This is a genomic window from Serratia sp. X3, assembly GCF_014982455.1.
In the GTDB taxonomy this organism is placed as follows: domain Bacteria; phylum Pseudomonadota; class Gammaproteobacteria; order Enterobacterales; family Enterobacteriaceae; genus Serratia; species Serratia ureilytica.
This window is the reverse complement of sequence record NZ_JADCNB010000002.1, coordinates 570574-588909: the sequence shown is the minus strand read 5'-3', so window position 1 is coordinate 588909 and position 18336 is coordinate 570574. Positions and strand designations below refer to the sequence as shown.

General features: G+C 58.9%; 23 protein-coding genes. 15 read left to right on the top strand and 8 right to left on the bottom strand.

From position 1 onward, the window contains the following. Positions 1-9 precede the first annotated feature (9 nt). From gspG to IMX17_RS13145, 8 genes are read left to right on the top strand one after another with little or no spacing between them, the layout of a single operon-like run. The gene (gene gspG / locus IMX17_RS13180) at positions 10-438 is read left to right on the top strand and encodes a type II secretion system major pseudopilin GspG (RefSeq protein WP_182265130.1); all 429 of its coding nucleotides are present in this window, start codon (positions 10-12) and stop codon (positions 436-438) included. Then, positions 435-1010 carry a prepilin-type N-terminal cleavage/methylation domain-containing protein gene (locus IMX17_RS13175; protein ID WP_182265018.1) on the top strand — a complete coding sequence of 192 codons (576 nt, stop codon included), beginning with the start codon at positions 435-437 and terminating at the stop codon, positions 1008-1010. The genes gspG and IMX17_RS13175 overlap by 4 nt, the downstream gene beginning before the upstream one ends. Then, the gene (gspI, locus tag IMX17_RS13170) at positions 904-1269 is read left to right on the top strand and encodes a type II secretion system minor pseudopilin GspI (RefSeq protein ID WP_182265017.1); all 366 of its coding nucleotides are present in this window, start codon (positions 904-906) and stop codon (positions 1267-1269) included. Before IMX17_RS13175 ends, gspI begins: the two co-directional genes overlap by 107 nt. Continuing rightward, positions 1266-1880, top strand: coding sequence for a type II secretion system minor pseudopilin GspJ (gene gspJ, locus IMX17_RS13165; RefSeq protein ID WP_182265016.1), 615 nt, complete (start codon positions 1266-1268; stop codon positions 1878-1880). The genes gspI and gspJ overlap by 4 nt, the downstream gene beginning before the upstream one ends. Then, positions 1877-2779, top strand: coding sequence for a type II secretion system minor pseudopilin GspK (gspK, locus tag IMX17_RS13160; protein WP_182265015.1), 903 nt, complete (start codon positions 1877-1879; stop codon positions 2777-2779). Before gspJ ends, gspK begins: the two co-directional genes overlap by 4 nt. 3 nt (positions 2780-2782) lie before the next feature. Beyond that, positions 2783-3916 carry a type II secretion system protein GspL gene (gene gspL / locus IMX17_RS13155; RefSeq protein ID WP_046897512.1) on the top strand — a complete coding sequence of 378 codons (1134 nt, stop codon included), beginning with the start codon at positions 2783-2785 and terminating at the stop codon, positions 3914-3916. Next, the gene (gene gspM, locus IMX17_RS13150; RefSeq protein WP_046897511.1) at positions 3913-4359 is read left to right on the top strand and encodes a type II secretion system protein GspM; all 447 of its coding nucleotides are present in this window, start codon (positions 3913-3915) and stop codon (positions 4357-4359) included. The genes gspL and gspM overlap by 4 nt, the downstream gene beginning before the upstream one ends. Before the next feature lie 33 nt (positions 4360-4392). Then, positions 4393-5208 carry an A24 family peptidase gene (locus IMX17_RS13145; protein ID WP_182265014.1) on the top strand — a complete coding sequence of 272 codons (816 nt, stop codon included), beginning with the start codon at positions 4393-4395 and terminating at the stop codon, positions 5206-5208. Here IMX17_RS13145 and gspS read toward each other — a convergent pair. After that, complete coding sequence (gene gspS, locus IMX17_RS13140) at positions 5205-5567, bottom strand: type II secretion system pilot lipoprotein GspS (RefSeq protein WP_052759924.1); 363 nt, start codon at positions 5565-5567, stop codon at positions 5205-5207. The two genes, IMX17_RS13145 and gspS, sit on opposite strands and share 4 nt — an antisense overlap. 253 nt (positions 5568-5820) lie before the next feature. Between gspS and gbpA the strand changes: the two genes are divergently transcribed. Together gbpA and IMX17_RS13130 are read left to right on the top strand one after the other, a co-directional pair. Next, entirely contained in the window at positions 5821-7248 is a 1428-nt protein-coding gene (gbpA, locus tag IMX17_RS13135) for an N-acetylglucosamine-binding protein GbpA (protein WP_182265013.1), read from the top strand. A gap of 52 nt (positions 7249-7300) precedes the next feature. Further along, positions 7301-7819: a cytochrome b gene (locus IMX17_RS13130; protein WP_046897507.1), complete on the top strand. Its 519-nt coding sequence runs from the start codon at positions 7301-7303 to the stop codon at positions 7817-7819. Between the two features lie 283 nt (positions 7820-8102). Here the strand turns inward: IMX17_RS13130 and IMX17_RS13125 are convergent, their stop codons facing one another. From IMX17_RS13125 to IMX17_RS13115, 3 genes are all read right to left on the bottom strand, one after another. Further along, positions 8103-8306: an HHA domain-containing protein gene (locus IMX17_RS13125; protein ID WP_004940313.1), complete on the bottom strand. Its 204-nt coding sequence runs from the start codon at positions 8304-8306 to the stop codon at positions 8103-8105. A 50-nt stretch (positions 8307-8356) separates the two neighbouring features. After that, positions 8357-8725 (bottom strand): Hha toxicity modulator TomB, encoded by a 369-nt coding sequence (gene tomB, locus IMX17_RS13120; RefSeq protein ID WP_004940312.1) that lies wholly within the window; start codon positions 8723-8725, stop codon positions 8357-8359. Positions 8726-8884: 159 nt separating this feature from the next. Next, entirely contained in the window at positions 8885-9238 is a 354-nt protein-coding gene (locus IMX17_RS13115; RefSeq protein WP_046897506.1) for a hypothetical protein, read from the bottom strand. A gap of 400 nt (positions 9239-9638) precedes the next feature. On the opposite strand from IMX17_RS13115, the gene IMX17_RS13110 reads away from it, so the two are divergent. The 3 genes from IMX17_RS13110 to IMX17_RS13100 are packed head-to-tail and all read left to right on the top strand — an operon-like array spanning position 9639 to position 12110. Beyond that, positions 9639-10352, top strand: coding sequence for a metal ABC transporter ATP-binding protein (locus IMX17_RS13110; RefSeq protein WP_046897504.1), 714 nt, complete (start codon positions 9639-9641; stop codon positions 10350-10352). After that, a complete protein-coding gene (locus IMX17_RS13105; RefSeq protein WP_046897503.1) occupies positions 10349-11206 on the top strand; it encodes a metal ABC transporter permease in 858 nt (285 codons plus the stop codon). The genes IMX17_RS13110 and IMX17_RS13105 overlap by 4 nt, the downstream gene beginning before the upstream one ends. 25 nt (positions 11207-11231) lie before the next feature. Next, entirely contained in the window at positions 11232-12110 is an 879-nt protein-coding gene (locus IMX17_RS13100) for a metal ABC transporter solute-binding protein, Zn/Mn family (RefSeq protein ID WP_042783804.1), read from the top strand. Positions 12111-12215: 105 nt separating this feature from the next. Here the strand turns inward: IMX17_RS13100 and ykgO are convergent, their stop codons facing one another. The 4 genes from ykgO to sdeX form a co-directional block, all read right to left on the bottom strand. Further along, on the bottom strand, positions 12216-12356 hold the full coding sequence (gene ykgO / locus IMX17_RS13095; RefSeq protein ID WP_004940304.1) for a type B 50S ribosomal protein L36: 141 nt from the start codon (positions 12354-12356) through the stop codon (positions 12216-12218). Positions 12357-12368: 12 nt separating this feature from the next. Continuing rightward, positions 12369-12623: a type B 50S ribosomal protein L31 gene (locus tag IMX17_RS13090; protein WP_004940303.1), complete on the bottom strand. Its 255-nt coding sequence runs from the start codon at positions 12621-12623 to the stop codon at positions 12369-12371. Between the two features lie 186 nt (positions 12624-12809). Beyond that, positions 12810-15956, bottom strand: a complete 3147-nt coding sequence (sdeY, locus tag IMX17_RS13085) for a multidrug efflux RND transporter permease subunit SdeY (RefSeq protein ID WP_015376860.1) — start codon at positions 15954-15956, stop codon at positions 12810-12812. A 17-nt stretch (positions 15957-15973) separates the two neighbouring features. Beyond that, a complete protein-coding gene (sdeX, locus tag IMX17_RS13080; protein ID WP_033642108.1) occupies positions 15974-17161 on the bottom strand; it encodes a multidrug efflux RND transporter periplasmic adaptor subunit SdeX in 1188 nt (395 codons plus the stop codon). A 142-nt stretch (positions 17162-17303) separates the two neighbouring features. Between sdeX and acrR the strand changes: the two genes are divergently transcribed. Then, positions 17304-17963 (top strand): multidrug efflux transporter transcriptional repressor AcrR, encoded by a 660-nt coding sequence (acrR, locus tag IMX17_RS13075; RefSeq protein ID WP_033642109.1) that lies wholly within the window; start codon positions 17304-17306, stop codon positions 17961-17963. An 11-nt stretch (positions 17964-17974) separates the two neighbouring features. After that, on the top strand, positions 17975-18328 hold the full coding sequence (locus IMX17_RS13070) for a DsrE/DsrF/TusD sulfur relay family protein (protein WP_042783805.1): 354 nt from the start codon (positions 17975-17977) through the stop codon (positions 18326-18328). The last annotated feature ends 8 nt before the right edge of the window (positions 18329-18336 follow it).

The window sequence follows — 18336 nt, the reverse complement described above, 5'->3', positions numbered from 1 at the left end:
ATCAGCAATATGCGCAGGTCCCGGCAGCGTGGGTTCACGCTGCTGGAAATCATGGTGGTGATCGTCATTCTGGGGCTGTTGGCCAGCCTGACCATCCCAAGCCTGATGGGTAACAAGGAGAAGGCCGATCGGCAAAAGGCCGCCAGCGATATCGTCGCGCTGGAGAACGCGCTGGATATGTACAAGCTGGATAACGGCCGTTATCCCAGCGCGGAGCAGGGACTGGCGGCGCTGGTGACCCGGCCGACGCTGGCGCCGATCCCAAGGAATTATCCCGAAGACGGTTATATCCGCCGCTTGCCGCAAGACCCCTGGGGGCAGGAGTACCGTCTGCGCAACCCGGGGCGCCATGGCAAGCTGGATGTGTTCACGCTGGGACCGGACGGCGTCGCCGATACCGATGATGACATCGGTAACTGGGTGGCCGACGCGCCATGAGGCGCATACGCGGTTTTACGCTGCTGGAGACCATGTTGGTATTGCTGCTGCTGGGGGTGACCAGCGGCCTGGTGATGCTGAGTTTTCCGGCGGATGAGAAGCCGTTGGCGCAGCAGGGAGAGCGATTGAGCCATTGGCTGAATGCCCTCGCCGAGCGGGCCGAGCGCGAAGGGGTGAGGTATGGCGTGGCGTTCGATGACGGCGGTTGGCGCAGCGTCGCCGAAGCGGGGCGGGAGAGCCGGGAGCAGTACGCTCTGCCGGACGGCGTCGCGCTGCGGCTGAGCGTTGAAGGGCAAACCGTCGCGCTCGCCGCAGAGGCGGCGCTGCCGCAGGTGTGGCTGTATCCGGGGGGCGAAACCACGGCCTTCAGCGTGGAGCTATCGCAGGGCAAGTGTCTGTGGCGATTGCAGGCGCCCGGTTACTTTGTATTTGAAACGACGGACATTCGTTGCGATGACGCGGAAAATGAGACGCCAGCAGGGCATGACGCTGCTGGAAGTGATGGTGGCCCTGATGATCTTCGCCATCGGCTGTCTGGCGCTGATCAACAGCACCGGTGGCCAGGTGCGTAGCCTGAGCGCGATCGAAGCCAAGACCGTGGCGCTGTGGGTGGCGGACAACCAGCTGACGCTGCTGCAGCTCGAGCCCCGCCCACCGACGCTGGCCTGGCATTCGGGCGCCACGGTAATGGCCGGTGAAACCTGGCACTGGCGCTATCGCGGGCGGGAGACCAGCGACGCCGGAATGCGGGCGATCGCGATTGAAGTCAGGCGCGACCCGCAGGATCGCAATGCGCTGGTGGAAATGCTCGCCTACAGGGCGTTGCCGTGAAGCGCGCTTTGCAACGGGGTTTTACGCTGGTGGAAATGCTGTTGGCCATCGCCCTGTTCGCCATGCTGTCGCTCACCGCATTGACGGTCTTCAGAGGCGTGCTGAAAAACGACGAAATCACCCAGCGCAAATCGATGCAGTTGACCCAGCTGCAACGGGCGCTGGCGATCGTCGAGCGCGATTTGACGCAGGCGCAGGTGCGCGCGCCGACCGGCGATAAACGTTGGCCGGCGGCGCCGGAGTTTGCGGTGCAGCAGACGGCGGGAGAGGAAGGCGGCGATTTTCAGCTGCTGCTGATTCGAAACGGCTGGCCGAATCCCCTGGCCCGATTGCCGCGCGCCACGCAGGAGCGGGTGGCGTATCGCTACCGGCAGGGGCGGCTCGAACGCCTCAGTTACCCGAATTTGAGCAGCCCGCAGGCGGCGGCGCGCAGCGTGCTGTTGCTGTCTGAGGTGACGCGGTTCCAACTGCGTTTTTACCGGCAGGGCGAATGGTTGACGGCCTGGCGCGCCGGCGGGCTGCTGCCGCAGGCGGTGGAGATCGCCATCGACACCCCCGCGCTGGGGGAAGTCCGGCGCATCGTCACGCTGCCCGCTGCGAGGCCACTATGAATAAACAACGCGGTATGGCGCTGTTGATGGTGTTGCTGATGATGTCGCTGATGGCGATCGTGGCGGTCAATATCAACGATAACTGGCAGCGTTCGCTGGCGCGCACCCAGTCGCAGCAGGATCGGTTGCGGGCGAAATGGCTGCTGCTGGGCGGCGAGAGCTACGCCCGGCAGCGGCTGCAGCAGGCGGGAGAGCAGCGGAAGGCGTGGGGGGCCGCAGGGACGACCTTCAGCATGCGCACCGAAGAGGGGGAAGTGGCGATACGTCTGCGCCGCGTCGACGCCTGTTTCAACCTTAACGCCCTGATCCGCGCCGCCGGCCCGGCGGATGTCGGCGATAGCGAGGGGGGAACCCCCAATAAGGAGAGGCGAATATTCATGCTGTTATTGAACAATCAGGGGATCGCCGCTGCCCAGGCGGGCGCGATTGCCGATGCGATCGTCGCCAGAGCCTATGGCGAAGGGTATCTGATGGGGGATGTCAGCGAGCTGCGGGAGCTGGCCGGCATCGACCGCGAGCTTTATCTGCGTCTTGCGCCGCTGCTTTGTGCGGCGCCGGATGCCGAGCTGCGCATCAATCCGGACGCCGTGAACGAAGCTCAGCTGCCGCTGCTGCGGGCGATGTTGATGAACGCGCTGAGCGATGAGCGGCTGCGGGGGCTGCTGGCGGCCCGCCCGCCGCAGGGCTGGCAGACGCTGGCGTTTTTGTCGCAGGAAAAAGCGCTGCAGGCGCTGGGTGAGGATGACCTTGGCGAGCGACTGATTTTCGACGATAACCGCTGGATTGCGCAGCTGCAGCTTAGGCTGAACGACGGACGCTATCGGCTGGTCAGCGCGTTGCAGCCGGGCCCGTCAGGCGTCACGGTCAGCGGACGTCGGTTCGACAGAGGGGAAGGATAAACGATGGCGAACACCATCCTGCTTATCGCGCTGGACGATGATGCGATGGCCGATGTGCGCTGGGGCCGCGTCGGCGAGACGCGCTGCCGCTTTGCCGCCCGCCTCGATCTGGCCGAAGGCGGTAGTGAGTTGGCGGCCATGGCGCAGGGCAGCCGGGTTGTGGTGCTGGTGCCTGCCCGTCATGTGGTGCTGAGACAAACGACATTCCACGGCAAGGCCCGGCAGGCGACGCCGCTGGCGCTGGCGTACTCCCATGAGATCGGGTTGTTGACCGATGTCGAGCAGATGCATTGGGCGGTGCTGGGCAAGGTGCAGCGCGATTTCACTATCGCCGGCGTCGCGCTGGCGCAGATGCAAGGTTGGGTTGATAGCCTCAACGCCTGCGGCATTCGCGCCGATGCCCTGCTGCCCGACGTGCTGGCGTTGCCGTTGCCGAACCAATGCAGCGCACTGCGCTGGCGCGGACAATGGCTGCTCCGAACGGGGGGCATGCAGGGCATGCAGTTGCCCGATGCCTGGGGGGACAGCGTCCCGTGGCCGACGCCGGATTGGTGTCTGCACGGCGGCGGAGAGGTGCCAGCGGGCTGGGAAACGGCGCGTATCGATGAGGATCCGCTGTGGCGATTGGCGGAAGAGGCCTGGAATAGCACATCCACGCTGTTGCAGGGGCGTTTCAAACCGGGCGTGCGTTGGCCGCGCCGTTTGCCCGATAAGACCGCCTGCGCGATGCTGCTGCTCAGCGGTTCGCTGCTGCTGGGGGGCTTGCATCACCAATTGATGGCCAGACAGAGCGAAAGCCAGATAACGGCGCTGTCTCAGCGCCTGCTGCCGAGTGGCGAGACCGCGCCGGCGTTTGCCGAACGGGCGGCGCAAGCGTGGGCACGGCGTATGCAAGACACCCTGAATGCGCCGCAGCTGTTCAGGCTGTTGCCCTACGCGGCCGAGGCGCTTGCTGTCTGGGAACCTCCGCAGTTGCAGGCGCTGGCTTTCGACGCCGCCGACGATCGTTTGGTGGTGACGGTAAACAGAAACGACGCGCCGCTGCCGGCGCCGGTCAACGACGGCGGCGTCAGCATGACGTTCAGCGAGGGAAGCGCGCCTAACCAGGCGATCCTGACGGTGAGAGGTGAGCGATGAATATCGGTTGGCGCGATAAGGCGCTGCGGCGGGCAGTGCTGTTAAGCCTGTTGATGCTGATGGCCTGCGGCTACTGCCTGTATCAATTTTCACAGGCGCAAAAAAACGCACAACGGCTGGCGGCGCTGCGGGAGCAGGCGCGCGTCATCCAGCAACTGCAGGCGCGTTTGCCGCAGAGCGCCGCCGCGCGCGAGCAACTGCCGGAGCGACTGCGACAGAGCGCGCAGGCCTATCGCATCGCCATCGCCGACCTGACGGAAAGTGAAGCGGATGTGCGGGTCACGCTGCCGCCCGTGCCGTTTGAACGCCTGTTGCCGTGGCTGGCCGCCCTGCAACGCGAGCACGGGATCCGCGTGCTCTCACTCGCCGCAGAACGTGCGGGGCAGGCGCCGGGCGTGGTGCAAATCAGCCTACTGCGGGTAACGGCGCAGCCGGCGATGTAACCCACGCGACGACAATATAGGATCCAGAAAACCATGCTATCCGCAATAAACGCAGTGGCCGATGAACACTGGCTGATATTTAGCGCCGTGTTGAGCCTGTGCATCGGCAGTTTTATCAATGTGGTCGTTTATCGGCTGCCTGTCATGCTTGAGCGCGAAATGGAAATGGCGCAGGCCGAACGATTTAATCTCTTTTTGCCGCGTTCATTCTGTCCGTGTTGCACAATGAAAATATCGGCGCTCGATAATATTCCTTTATTAAGTTGGCTGCTGTTGCGCGGTCGCTGTCGTTATTGTCGCAAGCCTATTTCCATCCGTTATCCACTGGTGGAGCTATTGCTGATGCTAATGGGAATAACGCTGGCCTGGCGCGTCGGCATCGGTTTGGATTGGTTTTTCATGTTGGCGTTTGCTGCATTGCTGCTGGCCTTGGCGGCGATCGACAGCGAGCGTCAGCTGTTGCCGGATTGCCTGACGCTGTCGCTGCTGTGGGCCGGGCTGTTGTGGCATTGCTTGGCGCACCCGGCATTTTTGTCGACGGCGGTCATCGGCGCGCTGGCGGGTTATTTGACGCTGTGGCTGCTGTATTGGGGATTTCGTCTCGCGACAGGCCGCGAGGGGCTGGGATACGGCGATTTTAAACTGCTGGCTGCGCTCGGCGCCTGGGGCGGCTATGCCGTTTTGCCGTCGATTCTGCTGTTTGCCGCCACCGGCAGCCTGATGTGGCTGCTGCTGTGGGTGTGGCGCGGCGGCGATGGGGCGCAGCCCCTGCCTTTCGGCCCGGGGTTGGCGGCGGCGGGCGCCGGCGCGGTAGCCTGCCAGTGGCTTGCGCTACCGCTGGCGGGTTAACGGAGCTGGGCTAAAAACGGCGCCAGCGTTCGGTTGAGTCCGCTGCACTTCTCCTGCAACGGCGTGGCGTCGGCCTCCAGCTGCGCGGCGACGTTTTTGCCTGCGTCAAGCAACTGGGGGCGATTAAGCGCCGGCGCCCAGCCTTTTCTCTCCGCCGCCTGCAACGCCGCCGCCGCGAGTGGGTCGTTGGCCGGGATATCGGCGCGGTTGCAGCGTTCTCTCAGAAACTGGCCGGCGCCGACCAGCGATGACAGCTGGTCGCGCTGGATGGCGGCGTCAGGGGCCGATTTGGCGGCGTGCTGACAGCCGGATAACAGCAGGCATGCCATGAACGTCGTGGCGATGTTTTTCAATGTCACGTTATTTTCCCTGTGGAATTGGCGCGGTGTCGGTATTTTCTTGCGTCGCATGGCGGCGCTTTACGAGGTCAGGAATATTTTAACCCTTTATCATGCGGTTTAATATTCTGACGGCATTAGGTTTTATTATTTTAATGCATTCTAAGTGCCGGGCGTTCAGGGCTTCTACTTATTATTCCTCTCGCGGTATCGCCGCATCTCTTTGAGTTTCTTCTCACTCAGTTGGAATCCAATAAATTTAACTGGAGTCGTAATGAAATTATCCAAAATCGCCCTGATGATGGCAGCGCTCACTGCCTCCTCGGCCGCCTGGTCGCACGGTTATATCGAAGTGCCCGAGAGCCGCGCCTACAAGTGCAAGCTGGGCAGCAACACCGACTGCGGCCGAGCGCAGTGGGAACCGCAGAGCGTCGAGCAGGTTTCCGGCTTCCCTGGCGGCGCGACGCCGCGCGACGGCCAGCTGGCCAGCGGCGGGGTGGGCGGTTTCGAGCCGCTGGATCGTCAGGGCGTCAACGTCTGGGCGTTGAACACCATGAAGCCGGGACCGCAGACGTTCACCTGGTACCACACCGCCAAGCACAAAACCAATAACTGGCGTTATTACATCACCAAACAAGACTGGGACGTGAATAAGCCGCTGTCGCGCGAGGCTTTCGAAAAAGAGCCGTTCTGTGAAGTCGATGGCCATGCTCAGGCGCCAAAAGATCGCGAAGTGCACCAGTGCGTGGTGCCGGAGAGAACCGGCTATCAGGTGATTTATGGCGTGTGGGAAATCAATGACACGGTGAACAGCTTCTATCAGGTGGTTGACGTCAACTTTGAGGACGACGGCGTCGTGTCCGAATGGCGCAAGCAGCTGCAAGGCTCTCTCACCGGCAAAAACCTGCAGGTTGGCGACAAGGTGATCGCCCGCTTCTTCGATGCGGACGGTGAAGTGCTGACGATGAAAACCGAGCTGGCGATCGACAGTGAGGCGCTGACCGACAAAAACCGCTGGAGCCACGCGCTGGCCAGCAAGATCAACGCCGAACAGAAAGCGGTGCGTGCCGGGGTGAAAGACGGTAAAGGCAACGTCAATCCGGTGTTTGGCAATAATGCGGTCTTCGCCAAACAAGGCAGCACGATGAAGAGCGTGGTGATCTCCTATGAGGAAGAAACGCCGGCTATCACCGAAGAGATCCGCATCGGCAACCTGTCCAGCACCAAGATCAAGGACGGTAAAGCTCAGCTGACCTTCAATGCCGAGGTTAAAGGCAAATTGACCGTTGAAGCGCGCGTTTACGATCACGGCCAGACGGAAAAAGGCTACGTGAAAGAGACGCTGGAAGACGCCAGCCAGCCGCTGACCATCGCGCTGAACAACGTCAGCGAGGGCCACCACATGCTGAAAGTGATCGCCAGCAACGACAATGGGCAGAGCATTCAGCCGGATATCGAAAACTTCAATCTGGAAGCTGAATCCACCGGCGGTGGCGGCAATGGCGACTACAACTTCGTCTTCCCGAACGCGCTGAGTAAATACACCGCTGGCACCACGGTGCTGCAACCGAAAGACGGCAAGGTTTATCAGTGCAAACCTTTCCCTTACAGCGGTTACTGCATGCAGTGGAACAGCGGCGCGACTCAGTTTGAGCCGGGCGTGGGAGCCAACTGGCAGGACGCCTGGGTCGTGAAAAAGTAAGTGCGAATCGGATAGTCAAGCGGCCAATGATGGCCGCTTTTAAAGGAGCTTTATGTCACACGAACCTGCCCGTTACGATCTTTTCAGTCGGTTACTGCATTGGGGCATTGCTGCCGTGATGCTCTACGTCATGATCGTGGGTTATTCACTGCATTTTATGACGGATGCGCGCATCTTCGCCTTTTTCTCCGTGACCAATATGTCGTTGGCCTTGGTGCTGACACCGCTGATGGCGGCGCGCTTTATCTGGCGTTTTTTCCGGCCTAAAGTGCCTTATGGCGATATGTTGCAAGGGCGCGAGAAGGGATTGGTGCATTTGCTGCACGAAATATTCTACCTGCTGATTTTCGCGGTGTTGCTGAGCGGATTTTTCATGCTGGAGCACGGTTTTGCCGTTTTCGGCGCGATCGATTTTCCCCGTCCGATTGCGAATCTTGAGGTTAATCGTTTCTTTTTCGCCGTGCACCGTTATTCATGCATCGCGCTGTCGGCCATGATTGTGCTGCACATCGCGGCGGTGATTAAGCATCACTGTTTCGCCCGGCGGGCGATTTTGCGCCGTATGCTCTGAGCCTGGCGGTGATGGATCACGCCGCCCGGCGCGGCGGCGTGGCAGCGATGGCCTCAGGGGTTATTCGCGGCGATTTGCACCGTACGGGCAATGTGAGGCGAGCGTCTTCACGCGTGAATAGCGTTAAGGCGTAATCCCCCCGGGCATTAACCGAGAATTGTTGCTATTTATTATTAACGGTAAAGATGAGCGTAATTAACATTTCGTTGTCAATAGGAAAATGACGTATTCAACTTGAACATTGAAGCCGATAAAAGCATCGGCTCAACGCGTTGGGGGCTGATTATCTGACATATTTCCAAACGGAGGTGGGGATTTTGTCATACAGCTTGTTCATGGTCAGCTCCGCCAAACGATGATCGGCGGCTGAGTAAAACAGCTCCAGTTCATCATCGGAAAGCTCGTACTTATTTTTTTCAATAACACGTTCGAGAGTATCAATCGTGGTGCATTTACGTAAACGCATCAGATAGTCGGTTTTAGTCATGGTGGCCTTTTAGTTTAATAACCGTAAAATAGCTCGGGAATAATTATCCCCTAAGTTTTCATTGTCGTACAGATGTCCTCTCCTGAGAACATTCTGAATAATCTCGCCTTGGTTTTTTGCCAGCGGCGCAGGTCGGAATCATTGATACCGTAGCTGCTGAACAGCGTATAGGTATCGTCGAGATATTCCTCGACTAACTCCGACAAATCAGATTCGTCCATGTATTTAATTTTATAACTCATCACAAACGAAGCGATATGTTCGATCAACTCATTAAGCTGCAGGTTGACGGAGGATGTCGGATCGTTGACCCACCCGTGGTGGCTGTCTCCCAGGGTGGCGATACCTTCATCATACAAATTTTCGCACAAGAATTTGAGTTGAGCAATGTCGTGTCGCTTAGGCGAATACTCATCCATATCATCCCCTCCGTAAGTCTTAATGGCGGTGTTGATAACACTATGTGAGTAAGCTGATTTACATCATGAACGGAGGCAGCTTAACGGTGGTTAAATAAACTCCCCGTAAAATGAATATAAATCATTTTTTCGCGTTTGGCCTGCAGTTATTACGTAAACTTACAATTCATCCGCGGTTGATGGGCGTGAGTTATCAATGATGTCGAAGATTAAACCCCGTTGCGCCACACGGAACCGGACGCTATCGCTGAGCGTATCTTCGCTGTTGATATCCAGGCAAGCATTAAAAATGCCCCACTTATAGCGATAACTCATTGAATAATCGCTGTCACCTTGTCGCACTATATCAAGTATTTCTAATGAATCTTCGGCATAGCGTGCGCTTTCAGAATAAAAACTGAGTCCGCTGGTCAGTGCGGGCACTAACTCCGCAATATTGTCATTAATCACTTTCTTTAATTTTTTAACAGAAAGTGCGTTGACGTCCAGGTTACAGGCAAGGGTAACAAGCATTAATCTCGGCCAACAGCAATGTTATCTGCTTATCTTACTCCTTTTCCACTCGCGCCGGTAAATTTTTCGATTTACCGCTGTTTTTTACCTTCCGCCAACATTTGCCCGAACGGGAATATCCCTGAGTTTGATAAGGGTGGCGAGAGGGGAGTGCGCGACGCGCTGTTACGTTCCGTTGCATTAATGAGTCCGGCAACGCTTGAGACATGCCACTTGTTGTGATGTTATATTATAACTATAAATCTGCTGCTTTGGTTATTCCCTTGATTCCCACTTCGCAAAATGACGCCGCGTCGTCACTGAATTCGTTGTTCACCACCTCCGCGGCCGTGCGCTGCGCGGGCGCCATCGTTTTGCTGGCTCTGCTGTGGCTCGGCATTTTTTGGGCGGTGTCACTGCCATGATTTTATTACGTCAGCTGGCAATAGGCTATGGCGCCACGCCGCTTTTCCCGCCGCTGAGCGGGCAGTTTAGCGCCGGTTCGTTAACCGCGGTGGTGGGCGTTAACGGGGCAGGGAAATCGACGTTGCTGAAAACGCTCGCCGGTTTGTTGCCGCCCTTGGCGGGTCGCCTGGACTTTAGCGGTGAAAAGCCGCCGCGCAAGGCTTATTTACCGCAGCAGGCGGAGCTGGATCGGCAATTCCCGATCGCGGTGAGCGATCTGGTGGCGATGGGATGTTGGCCGCAAAGCGGCATGTTCGGCGGTATGAACCAGCGTGCGGCGAGCCAGGTTAATGGGGCGCTGGCGAGCGTCGGCATGAGCGCGCTGGCGCACAGTCCGGTGGGCGAGCTCTCCGGCGGCCAGCTGCAGCGGGTGCTGTTTGCGCGCCTGCTGGTCCAACAGGCGCCGTTGATCCTGCTGGATGAACCCTTCACCGGCATCGACAGCGCCACTACGCAGATCCTGCTGCAGGCGATCGCGCAGCTGCACCAGCAGGGGAGAACGGTGATCGCCGTCCTGCATGATATGTCGATGGTCGCCGAGCATTTTCCGCAGGTGCTGTTGCTGACCCCGCAGGCGTGTCATTGGGGCGCGGCCGAGCGCGTGCTGGAACAGGTGCCGCGGTATCTCGCCGCCGAACGGCAGTCGGGCCTGCGGGTGGTGGCGCCATGATGCTGTTGCATGGGCTTGTCGACCCTTTTCTCTCTTTCGGTTTTATGCGTCGCGCATTGATGGCGTGTCTGGCGCTGTCGCTCAGCGCCGCCCCGCTGGGGGTGTTTCTGTTGCTGCGCCGCATGAGCCTGGTGGGGGATGCGTTGTCCCACGCGGTGTTGCCCGGTGCGGCAATCGGTTATCTGATTTCCGGCATGTCGCTGGTGGCCATGGGCGTGGGCGGCTTTATCGCCGGGCTGGCGGTGGCGATGTTGTCCGGCCTGGTGAGCCGCCGCACGCCGCTGAAAGAGGACGCCAGCTTCGCCGGATTCTATCTGGGGTCGCTGGCGCTCGGGGTCACGTTGGTCTCGCTGCGCGGTTCCAGCGTGGATCTGCTGCACGTGCTGTTCGGTTCGATTCTGGCGGTGGATGCGCAGGCGATGCTGATGGTCGGTGCCATCGCCACGGTGTCGCTGCTGGCGCTGGCGGCGCTGTACCGCGCGTTGGTGATCGAGTCCTTCGACGTCACTTTCCTGCGCGTTAACGCGCCGCGCCGGTTGGCGCTGATCCACGGCCTGTTTTTGGCGCTGGTGGTGGTCAATCTGGTGGCGGGGTTCCAGATCCTCGGCACCCTGATGTCGGTTGGGCTGATGATGCTGCCCGCCGCCAGCGCACGCTTCTGGGCGCGCAATCTGCCGCAGACGCTGGCGGTGGCGATGGGTATCGGCGCGCTGTCCAGCCTGATTGGGCTGGTGTGGTCCTACTACGCTTCGCTGCCTGCCGGCCCGGCGATCGTGCTCAGCGCCAGCGTCATCTTCTTTGTCTCGATCCTGTTTGGAACGCGTGGGGGCATTTACGCCTTTGCGCGCCGTTGAGAAGTGCCATTTGCAAGGAGAAAATATGAAACGTTTACCTATATCGCTGGCGGTCGCTGCTCTGCTAGCCAGCCCATTGGCGATGGCGAAGACCGTCGACGCCGTCGCCAGCTTTTCCATTCTGGGAGATATCGTTAAACAGGTGGGGGGCGATCACGTCAAGGTCAGCACGCTGGTGGGGCCGGATGGCGATCCGCACAGCTTCGAGCCTTCACCGCAGGACGGCAAGACGTTGGCGCAGGCCGACGTGGTGTTCGTCAGCGGCCTGGGGCTGGAAGGGTGGATCGATCGCCTGGTCAGCGCTTCGGGTTATAAAGGACAGGTGATTACCGCGTCACAGGGCATCAACACCCGCCAAATGGAGGAGGACGGCAAACCGATTACCGATCCCCACGCCTGGAACAGCATGAAAAACGGCGTGCAGTACGCCACCAACGTGATGAACGCCCTGATCGCCGCCGATCCCGAGGATGCCAACTATTTTCGTCAGCGCGGCGCCGAATACATTCAGCAGTTGCAAAAGCTGGACCTGTGGGCCAAAACCCAGTTCGCCGCAGTGCCGCCGCAGAAACGTAAGGTACTCACCAGCCATGATGCCTTTGGTTACTTTGGGCAAGAGTATGGCGTCACCTTCCTTGCGCCGGTCGGATTTTCCACCGAGGCCGAAGCCAGCGCCAGCGATGTGGCCGGCCTGATCAAGCAAATCAAACAGGAAAAAGTTAACGCTTACTTTATCGAAAACCAGACCGATCCGCGGCTGGTGAAACAGATTGCCGCCGCCACCGGCGCCAAGGCGGGCGGCGAGCTGTACCCGGAAGCGCTCTCGCGCGTGGGCGGCCCGGCGGCAACCTATGAGCAGGCGTTCAAGCACAATGTCGACGCGCTGCTGAGCAGCATGAAGTAATCTCCGCCCCCGCTTGCCGGCGGGGGCAACTTGCAGGCACTTTCTCGCCATAAAAAAAGCCCCGTTGAGCAGCAACGGGGCTTTGCGACAGATGACACTTTGGAGTTAACGCTTTTTCTTACGTCCCTGTACCGCTTTGAATCGCGGATTGCTTTTACAGATCACATAGATGCGGCCACGACGACGCACGACTTTGCAATCCGGGTGGCGATTTTTCGCCGAACGCAATGAACTCAATACCTGCATGGGGGTTCCTTGTTACTTATTGCCGATAAAGCGGCCAAAGCGCTGCTGGAAGCGCGCCGTGCTGCCTTCTTTGGAATAGTCTTTCTGCTTGCCGGTGTAATACGGATGCGAAGCGGAAGAGACGTCGAGGGTGACATACGGCCAGCTTTCGCCGTCCAGCTCGATGGTGCGATCGGTTTTGATGGTCGATCCCACTTTGAAGTAGGCGTTAGCGCTGACGTCGTGGAACACCACGGTGCGATAATCGGGATGGATGCCGGGTTTCATAATGGCTCTCTCATGTGATGTTATACTATAACATTAATTATGCGCCGACCGGGCATCACGATCAAGCGTAAATTGCACACACGAGTGAATTAATGAGAACGATTTGCATTAAGCAACTGAAGCAAAAGAAAAAGGCCGCATGCGCGGCCTTTTCGATTATCGGGTAGAGATCCCTTCACTGAACGATCAGTGATGCTCTACCGGGTGGCTGTGTTCCAGGTCTTCGTTCTTCTTGCTGAAGCGGCGGCGAACCACCACGAAGAACACCGGTACGAAGAAGATCGCCAATACGGTCGCGGTGATCATCCCGCCCATTACGCCGGTACCTACCGCGTTCTGTGCGCCGGAGCCTGCGCCGCTGCTGATAACCAGCGGCAGAACCCCGAGGATGAAGGCCAGGGACGTCATCAGGATTGGACGCAGACGCATACGCACCGCTTCCAACGTCGCTTCGATCAGACCTTTGCCTTCTTTCTCCATCAGATCCTTGGCGAATTCCACGATCAGGATGGCGTTCTTCGCCGATAGACCGATGGTGGTCAACAGCCCCACCTGGAAGTACACGTCGTTGTTCATGCCGCGCATCGTCGCGGCCAACAACGCACCGATAACCCCCAGCGGCAATACCAGCATGACCGAGAACGGCACGGACCAGCTTTCATACAGCGCCGCCAGACACAGGAACACCACCAGAATCGAGATGGCGTACAGCGCCGGCGCCTGGTTGCCCGACAGACGTTCCTGATAGGACATGCCGGTCCAGTCGTAACCGATGCCGCTTGGCAGTTTGGACGCCAGCTGTTCCATCAGGTTCATCGCTTCACCGGTACTCTTGCCCGGTGCGGCCTGGCCCAGAATTTCCATCGACGGCAAGCCGTTATAGCGTTCCAGACGCGGTGAGCCGTATTCCCATTTCGCCGAAGAGAAGGCGGAGAATGGCACCATCTGGCCGCTGGTACCGCGCACGTACCACTTGTTGATGTCTTCCGGCAGCATGCGGAACGGCGCTTCGGCCTGTACGTACACCTTCTTCACACGACCGCGGTCGATGAAGTCGTTGACGTACGAGCCACCCAGTGCGGTGCTCAGCGTGCTGTTGATGGTGGTGATGCTCACGCCCAGCGCCTTGGCTTTTTCCTGATCGACGATCAGTTTGAACTGCGGCGTATCTTCCAGGCCGTTCGGGCGCACGCCCACCAGCACGTCCGGATGCTGAGCAACCATGCCCAACAGCTGGTTACGCGCTTCGGTCAGTTTTTCGTGCCCCAGGCCGCCCTGGTCAATCAGCTCGAAGTCGAAGCCGGTTGCGGTACCGAGTTCGATGATCGCCGGCAGGTTGAACGGGAACACCAGGCCTTCTTTAATCTGCGAGAAGGCGCCCATGGCGCGGCCCGCGATCGCTTCTACCTTGTTCCCGGCCCCTGGACGCTCGCCCCAGTCTTTCAGGCTGACGAATGCCAGGCCGTTGTTCTGGCCGTTACCGTTGAAGCCGAAGCCCGCGACGGTAAACACCGAAACCACGTTGTCCTTTTCCTTGTTCAGGAAGTAGTCGGAGACTTCTTCCAACACCTTGTTGGTACGGGATTCGGTGGCGCCGGCAGGCAACTGCACCATGGTCAAGAGGATGCCCTGATCTTCGTCCGGCAGGAACGAAGAGGGCAGGCGCAGGAACAGCAGGCCCATGCCAACCACGATCAGCAGGTAGATGATCAGGTAGCGGCCGGTGCTGCGCAGGATGTTGCCCACGCTGTCGGTATAGTGATGCGTGCTCTTCTCGAACATGCGGTTAAACCAGCCGAAGAAGCCCGTTTTAACCCCGTGATCGCCTTTCGGGATCGGTTTGAGCATGGTGGCGCACAGCGCCGGCGTCAGGATCAAGGCCACCAGCACCGACAGCGCCATCGCGGACACGATGGTGATCGAGAACTGACGATAGATGGCGCCGGTTGAACCGCCGAAGAACGCCATCGGCACGAATACCGCCGACAGCACCATGGCGATACCCACCAGCGCGCCCTGGATCTGGCCCATCGATTTACGGGTAGCTTCTTTCGGCGGCAGTCCCTCTTCGGACATGACGCGCTCGACGTTTTCCACCACCACGATGGCGTCATCCACCAGCAGGCCGATCGCCAACACCATGCCGAACATCGTCAGGGTGTTTATCGAGAAGCCGAACGCCGCGAGTATCGCAAAGGTCCCCAGCAACACCACCGGCACCGCGATGGTTGGGATCAGCGTCGCGCGGAAGTTCTGCAGGAACAGATACATCACCAGGAACACCAGGATGATGGCTTCGATCAGCGTTTTCACCACTTCGTTGATGGAGATCTTAACGAATGGGGTGGTGTCGTACGGATAAACCACTTTCATCCCTTGCGGGAAGAATGGCGCCATCTTGGCCAGCTCGTCTTTCACACCTTTGGCGGTGTTCAAGGCGTTGGCGCCGGTCGCCAGTTTGATACCGAGGCCGGCGGCAGGCTTGCCGTTATAACGCGCGGTAACGGCATAGCTTTCCGCGCCGCGCTCGATGTGAGCGACGTCGCGCAGGCGCACCTGTGAACCGTCGGTATTGACCTTCAGCAGGATCTTGCCGAACTCTTCCGGCGAAGTCAGACGGGTCTGCGCGATGATCGAGGCGTTCAACTGCTGCCCCGGCACCGGCGGCAGGCCGCCCAGCTGGCCTGCGGCGATCTGGTTGTTCTGCTCGGTGATGGCGGAGGTCACGTCCGTGGTCGTCAGCTGGTAGTTGTTCAGCTTGTTCGGATCCAGCCAGATGCGCATCGCGTACTGGGCACCGAACAGCTGCACTTCACCCACGCCGGACGAACGGCTGATCGGGTCCTTGATGTTGGACGCCACGTAGTCCGCAATATCGTCCTGAGTCATGTTCGGATCGTCGGAAACGAAGCCGGCCACCATCAGGAAGCTGCTGCTGGATTTTTCTACTTTCAGGCCCTGCTGCTGAACTTCTTGCGGCAGCAGCGGGGTGGCCAACGACAGTTTGTTCTGGACCTGAACCTGCGCGATGTCAGGATCGGTGCCGGACTCAAACGTCAGGGTAATGGTGACGCTACCAGAGGAATCACTGGTGGAGGACATGTACATCAGGTTATCGATACCGTTCATGTTCTGTTCGATAATCTGTGTGACGGTATCCTGCACCGTTTTGGCATCTGCGCCCGGGTAGTTGGCGGAAATACTCACCGCCGGCGGTGCAATAGTGGGATACTGCGCGATTGGCAGTTTCATTATTGCAAGCACCCCCGCCAACATGACGATGATGGCGATTACCCAGGCGAAAATTGGGCGGTCTATAAAGAACTTAGCCATGTATTACAGGCTCCTTTTTATGACTTCTGCGCTTCAGACTGCGGCTGTTTTTGCGCCTGAGTGTCAACTTCCTGCACTTTTACCTGCGCGCCCGGATGCACTTTCATCAGGCCGGTGACGATGACGCGATCGCCGGCTTTCAGGCCATCGGTAACCAGCCATTTGTCGCCAATCGCCTGGTCCGCCTTCAGCGTGCGCAGCTCAACTTTGTTGTCTGCCCCTACCACCAACGCCGTCGCGTCGCCGCGCGGGTTGCGGGTGACGCCCTGTTGAGGCACCAGCAACGCATCGCTGCGTACGCCTTCGTCCAGACGGGCGCGCACGAACATGCCAGGCAACAGCGTATCGTTCGGGTTAGGGAACAGGGCGCGAATGGTGATGGAGCCGGTGGTCTCATCGACGGTGACGTCGGAGAACTCCAGCGTGCCTTCCTGCGCGTATTCGGTGCCGTTTTCCAGCATCAGTTTCACTTTGGCCTTGCCGTTTTCCTGCTTCAGCGCGCCGCTGGCCAGTTCTTGCTTCAGGCGCAGGAAGTCGGTGCTCGACTGGGTGACGTCGACATACATCGGATCCAGCTGCTGCACGGTGGACAGGGCGGTTGCCTGGCCGTTGCTGACCAGCGCGCCTTCGGTCACGGCGGATTTGCCGATGCGGCCGGAGATCGGAGAGGTCACCTTGGTGTACGCCAGGTTGATGCGCGCGGTTTCCACGGCGGCCTTGGCGGCCACCACGGCGGCATCCGCTTGCTGCAGCGTGGACACGGCGTTGTCATAGTCCTGCTTGCTGATGTAGCTGGTGCCCAGCAATGGTTTGTAGCGGTTTACCGTCACGCGCGCGATGGAAGCGCTGGCCTGCGCTTTGGCCAAATCGCCTTTCGCGCTGTCGTAGCTGGCCTGATAGGTCGCGGGATCGATTTGGTACAGAGACGTCCCGGCCTTGATATCGCTGCCTTCAACGAAGTTACGCTTCAGGATGATGCCGCTGACCTGAGGGCGAACTTCGGCGATGCGATACGCAGCGGTGCGGCCAGGAAGATCGGTAGTGATATTGAGAGGCTCGGCCTTCAAAGTGACTACGCCCACTTCAGGAGCCTGCTGTTGGGCGCCTTGCTGTTGGGTTTCTTTATCGTTACATCCTGTTAGCACTAAGCTGCCTGAAAGCATCAGAACGGCCGCCAGAGGCGTTAACCCTCTGTTTTTGTTCATAGAAAAACCTCAAGTGTCCGATTTCAAAATGATCAATGGATCACAAGCTTTAAAACCCATTGCTGCGTTAATTATATGTGCGTGCTATGGTACATACATTCGCGAATGTATGTAAATCACACTCCCCCTAAATAACAATGCCATGGCACGAAAAACCAAACAGCAGGCGCAAGAAACCCGACAGCAAATCCTCGATGCTGCGGTGAGAGAGTTCTCTGAACGTGGCGTTGCTGCAACGTCACTGACAGATATTGCCACCGCTGCCGGGGTTACGCGTGGAGCCATTTACTGGCACTTCAAGAATAAGGTAGACCTGTTTAATGAAGTTTGGGAATCTACCGAGCCGAAAATTGACCAGCTCGAAACAGAGTATCAGGCAAAGTTTCCCGATAATCCACTGCGGGTTATCCGGGAAATTCTGATTTACATTCTGACGTCTACGGTTGAAGACGGCCGCAGGCGGGCGTTGATGGAGATTATATTCCACAAATGCGAGTTTGTCGGTGAAATGATGCCGCTGCTGGATTCGCGCAAGGTGTTGTACCTCGCCGGCTACGAACGCATCGAAGCGGTGCTGTATAACTGCATTCACCACGAGCAATTGCCCGCCGATTTGCATACCCGCCGTGCGGCGATCATCCTGCGCGGTTATATCACCGGCCTGATGGAAAACTGGCTGTTTATGCCGGAAAGTTTCGATCTGCGGGCCGAAGCCGAAGCGCTGGTCGATGCGTTTTTGGAGATGCTGCAGTTTTGCCCCACCTTGCGCCTCAACCCCGACGTCGACCGCCTTCCTTTATAAGGAGAGATTTCATGTCATCAGTTGTTCTCATCGCCAACGGCGCTGCCTATGGCCATGAATCCTTGTTCAATGCGCTGCGGTTGGCCATCGCGCTGAAAGAGCAGCAAAGCAGTCTCGATCTGCGGCTGTTTCTGATGTCCGACGCGGTGGTGGCCGGGTTGGCAGGACAGCAGCCGCACGAAGGATACCATCTGCAGCAGATGCTGGAGATCCTCACCGCGCAGCAGGTGCCGGTCAAGCTGTGCAAGACCTGCGCCGACGCGCGCGGCGTCAGCCGCTTGCCGTTGGCGGACGGCGTGGAGATCGGCACGCTGGTCGAACTGGCGCAGTGGACGCTGGCGGCGGAGAAAGTGCTCACTTTCTGATTTCGCGA

Bases quoted from the DNA above. Each gene is read 5' to 3' on its own strand.
- tomB (WP_004940312.1), bottom strand. From the start codon at position 8,725: ATGGATGAGTATTCGCCTAAGCGACACGACATTGCTCAACTCAAATTC.
- ykgO (WP_004940304.1), bottom strand. From the start codon at position 12,356: ATGCAGGTATTGAGTTCATTGCGTTCGGCGAAAAATCGCCACCCGGAT.
- gspL (WP_046897512.1), top strand. From the start codon at position 2,783: ATGGCGAACACCATCCTGCTTATCGCGCTGGACGATGATGCGATGGCC.
- gspI (WP_182265017.1), top strand. From the start codon at position 904: ATGAGACGCCAGCAGGGCATGACGCTGCTGGAAGTGATGGTGGCCCTG.
- gspK (WP_182265015.1), top strand. From the start codon at position 1,877: ATGAATAAACAACGCGGTATGGCGCTGTTGATGGTGTTGCTGATGATG.
- gspG (WP_182265130.1), top strand. From the start codon at position 10: ATGCGCAGGTCCCGGCAGCGTGGGTTCACGCTGCTGGAAATCATGGTG.
- gbpA (WP_182265013.1), top strand. From the start codon at position 5,821: ATGAAATTATCCAAAATCGCCCTGATGATGGCAGCGCTCACTGCCTCC.
- IMX17_RS13100 (WP_042783804.1), top strand. From the start codon at position 11,232: ATGAAACGTTTACCTATATCGCTGGCGGTCGCTGCTCTGCTAGCCAGC.
- sdeX (WP_033642108.1), bottom strand. From the start codon at position 17,161: ATGAACAAAAACAGAGGGTTAACGCCTCTGGCGGCCGTTCTGATGCTT.
- sdeY (WP_015376860.1), bottom strand. From the start codon at position 15,956: ATGGCTAAGTTCTTTATAGACCGCCCAATTTTCGCCTGGGTAATCGCC.
- IMX17_RS13115 (WP_046897506.1), bottom strand. From the start codon at position 9,238: ATGCTTGTTACCCTTGCCTGTAACCTGGACGTCAACGCACTTTCTGTT.
- gspM (WP_046897511.1), top strand. From the start codon at position 3,913: ATGAATATCGGTTGGCGCGATAAGGCGCTGCGGCGGGCAGTGCTGTTA.
- IMX17_RS13090 (WP_004940303.1), bottom strand. From the start codon at position 12,623: ATGAAACCCGGCATCCATCCCGATTATCGCACCGTGGTGTTCCACGAC.
- IMX17_RS13130 (WP_046897507.1), top strand. From the start codon at position 7,301: ATGTCACACGAACCTGCCCGTTACGATCTTTTCAGTCGGTTACTGCAT.
- IMX17_RS13175 (WP_182265018.1), top strand. From the start codon at position 435: ATGAGGCGCATACGCGGTTTTACGCTGCTGGAGACCATGTTGGTATTG.
- acrR (WP_033642109.1), top strand. From the start codon at position 17,304: ATGGCACGAAAAACCAAACAGCAGGCGCAAGAAACCCGACAGCAAATC.
- IMX17_RS13110 (WP_046897504.1), top strand. From the start codon at position 9,639: ATGATTTTATTACGTCAGCTGGCAATAGGCTATGGCGCCACGCCGCTT.
- IMX17_RS13145 (WP_182265014.1), top strand. From the start codon at position 4,393: ATGCTATCCGCAATAAACGCAGTGGCCGATGAACACTGGCTGATATTT.
- IMX17_RS13070 (WP_042783805.1), top strand. From the start codon at position 17,975: ATGTCATCAGTTGTTCTCATCGCCAACGGCGCTGCCTATGGCCATGAA.
- IMX17_RS13125 (WP_004940313.1), bottom strand. From the start codon at position 8,306: ATGACTAAAACCGACTATCTGATGCGTTTACGTAAATGCACCACGATT.
- IMX17_RS13105 (WP_046897503.1), top strand. From the start codon at position 10,349: ATGATGCTGTTGCATGGGCTTGTCGACCCTTTTCTCTCTTTCGGTTTT.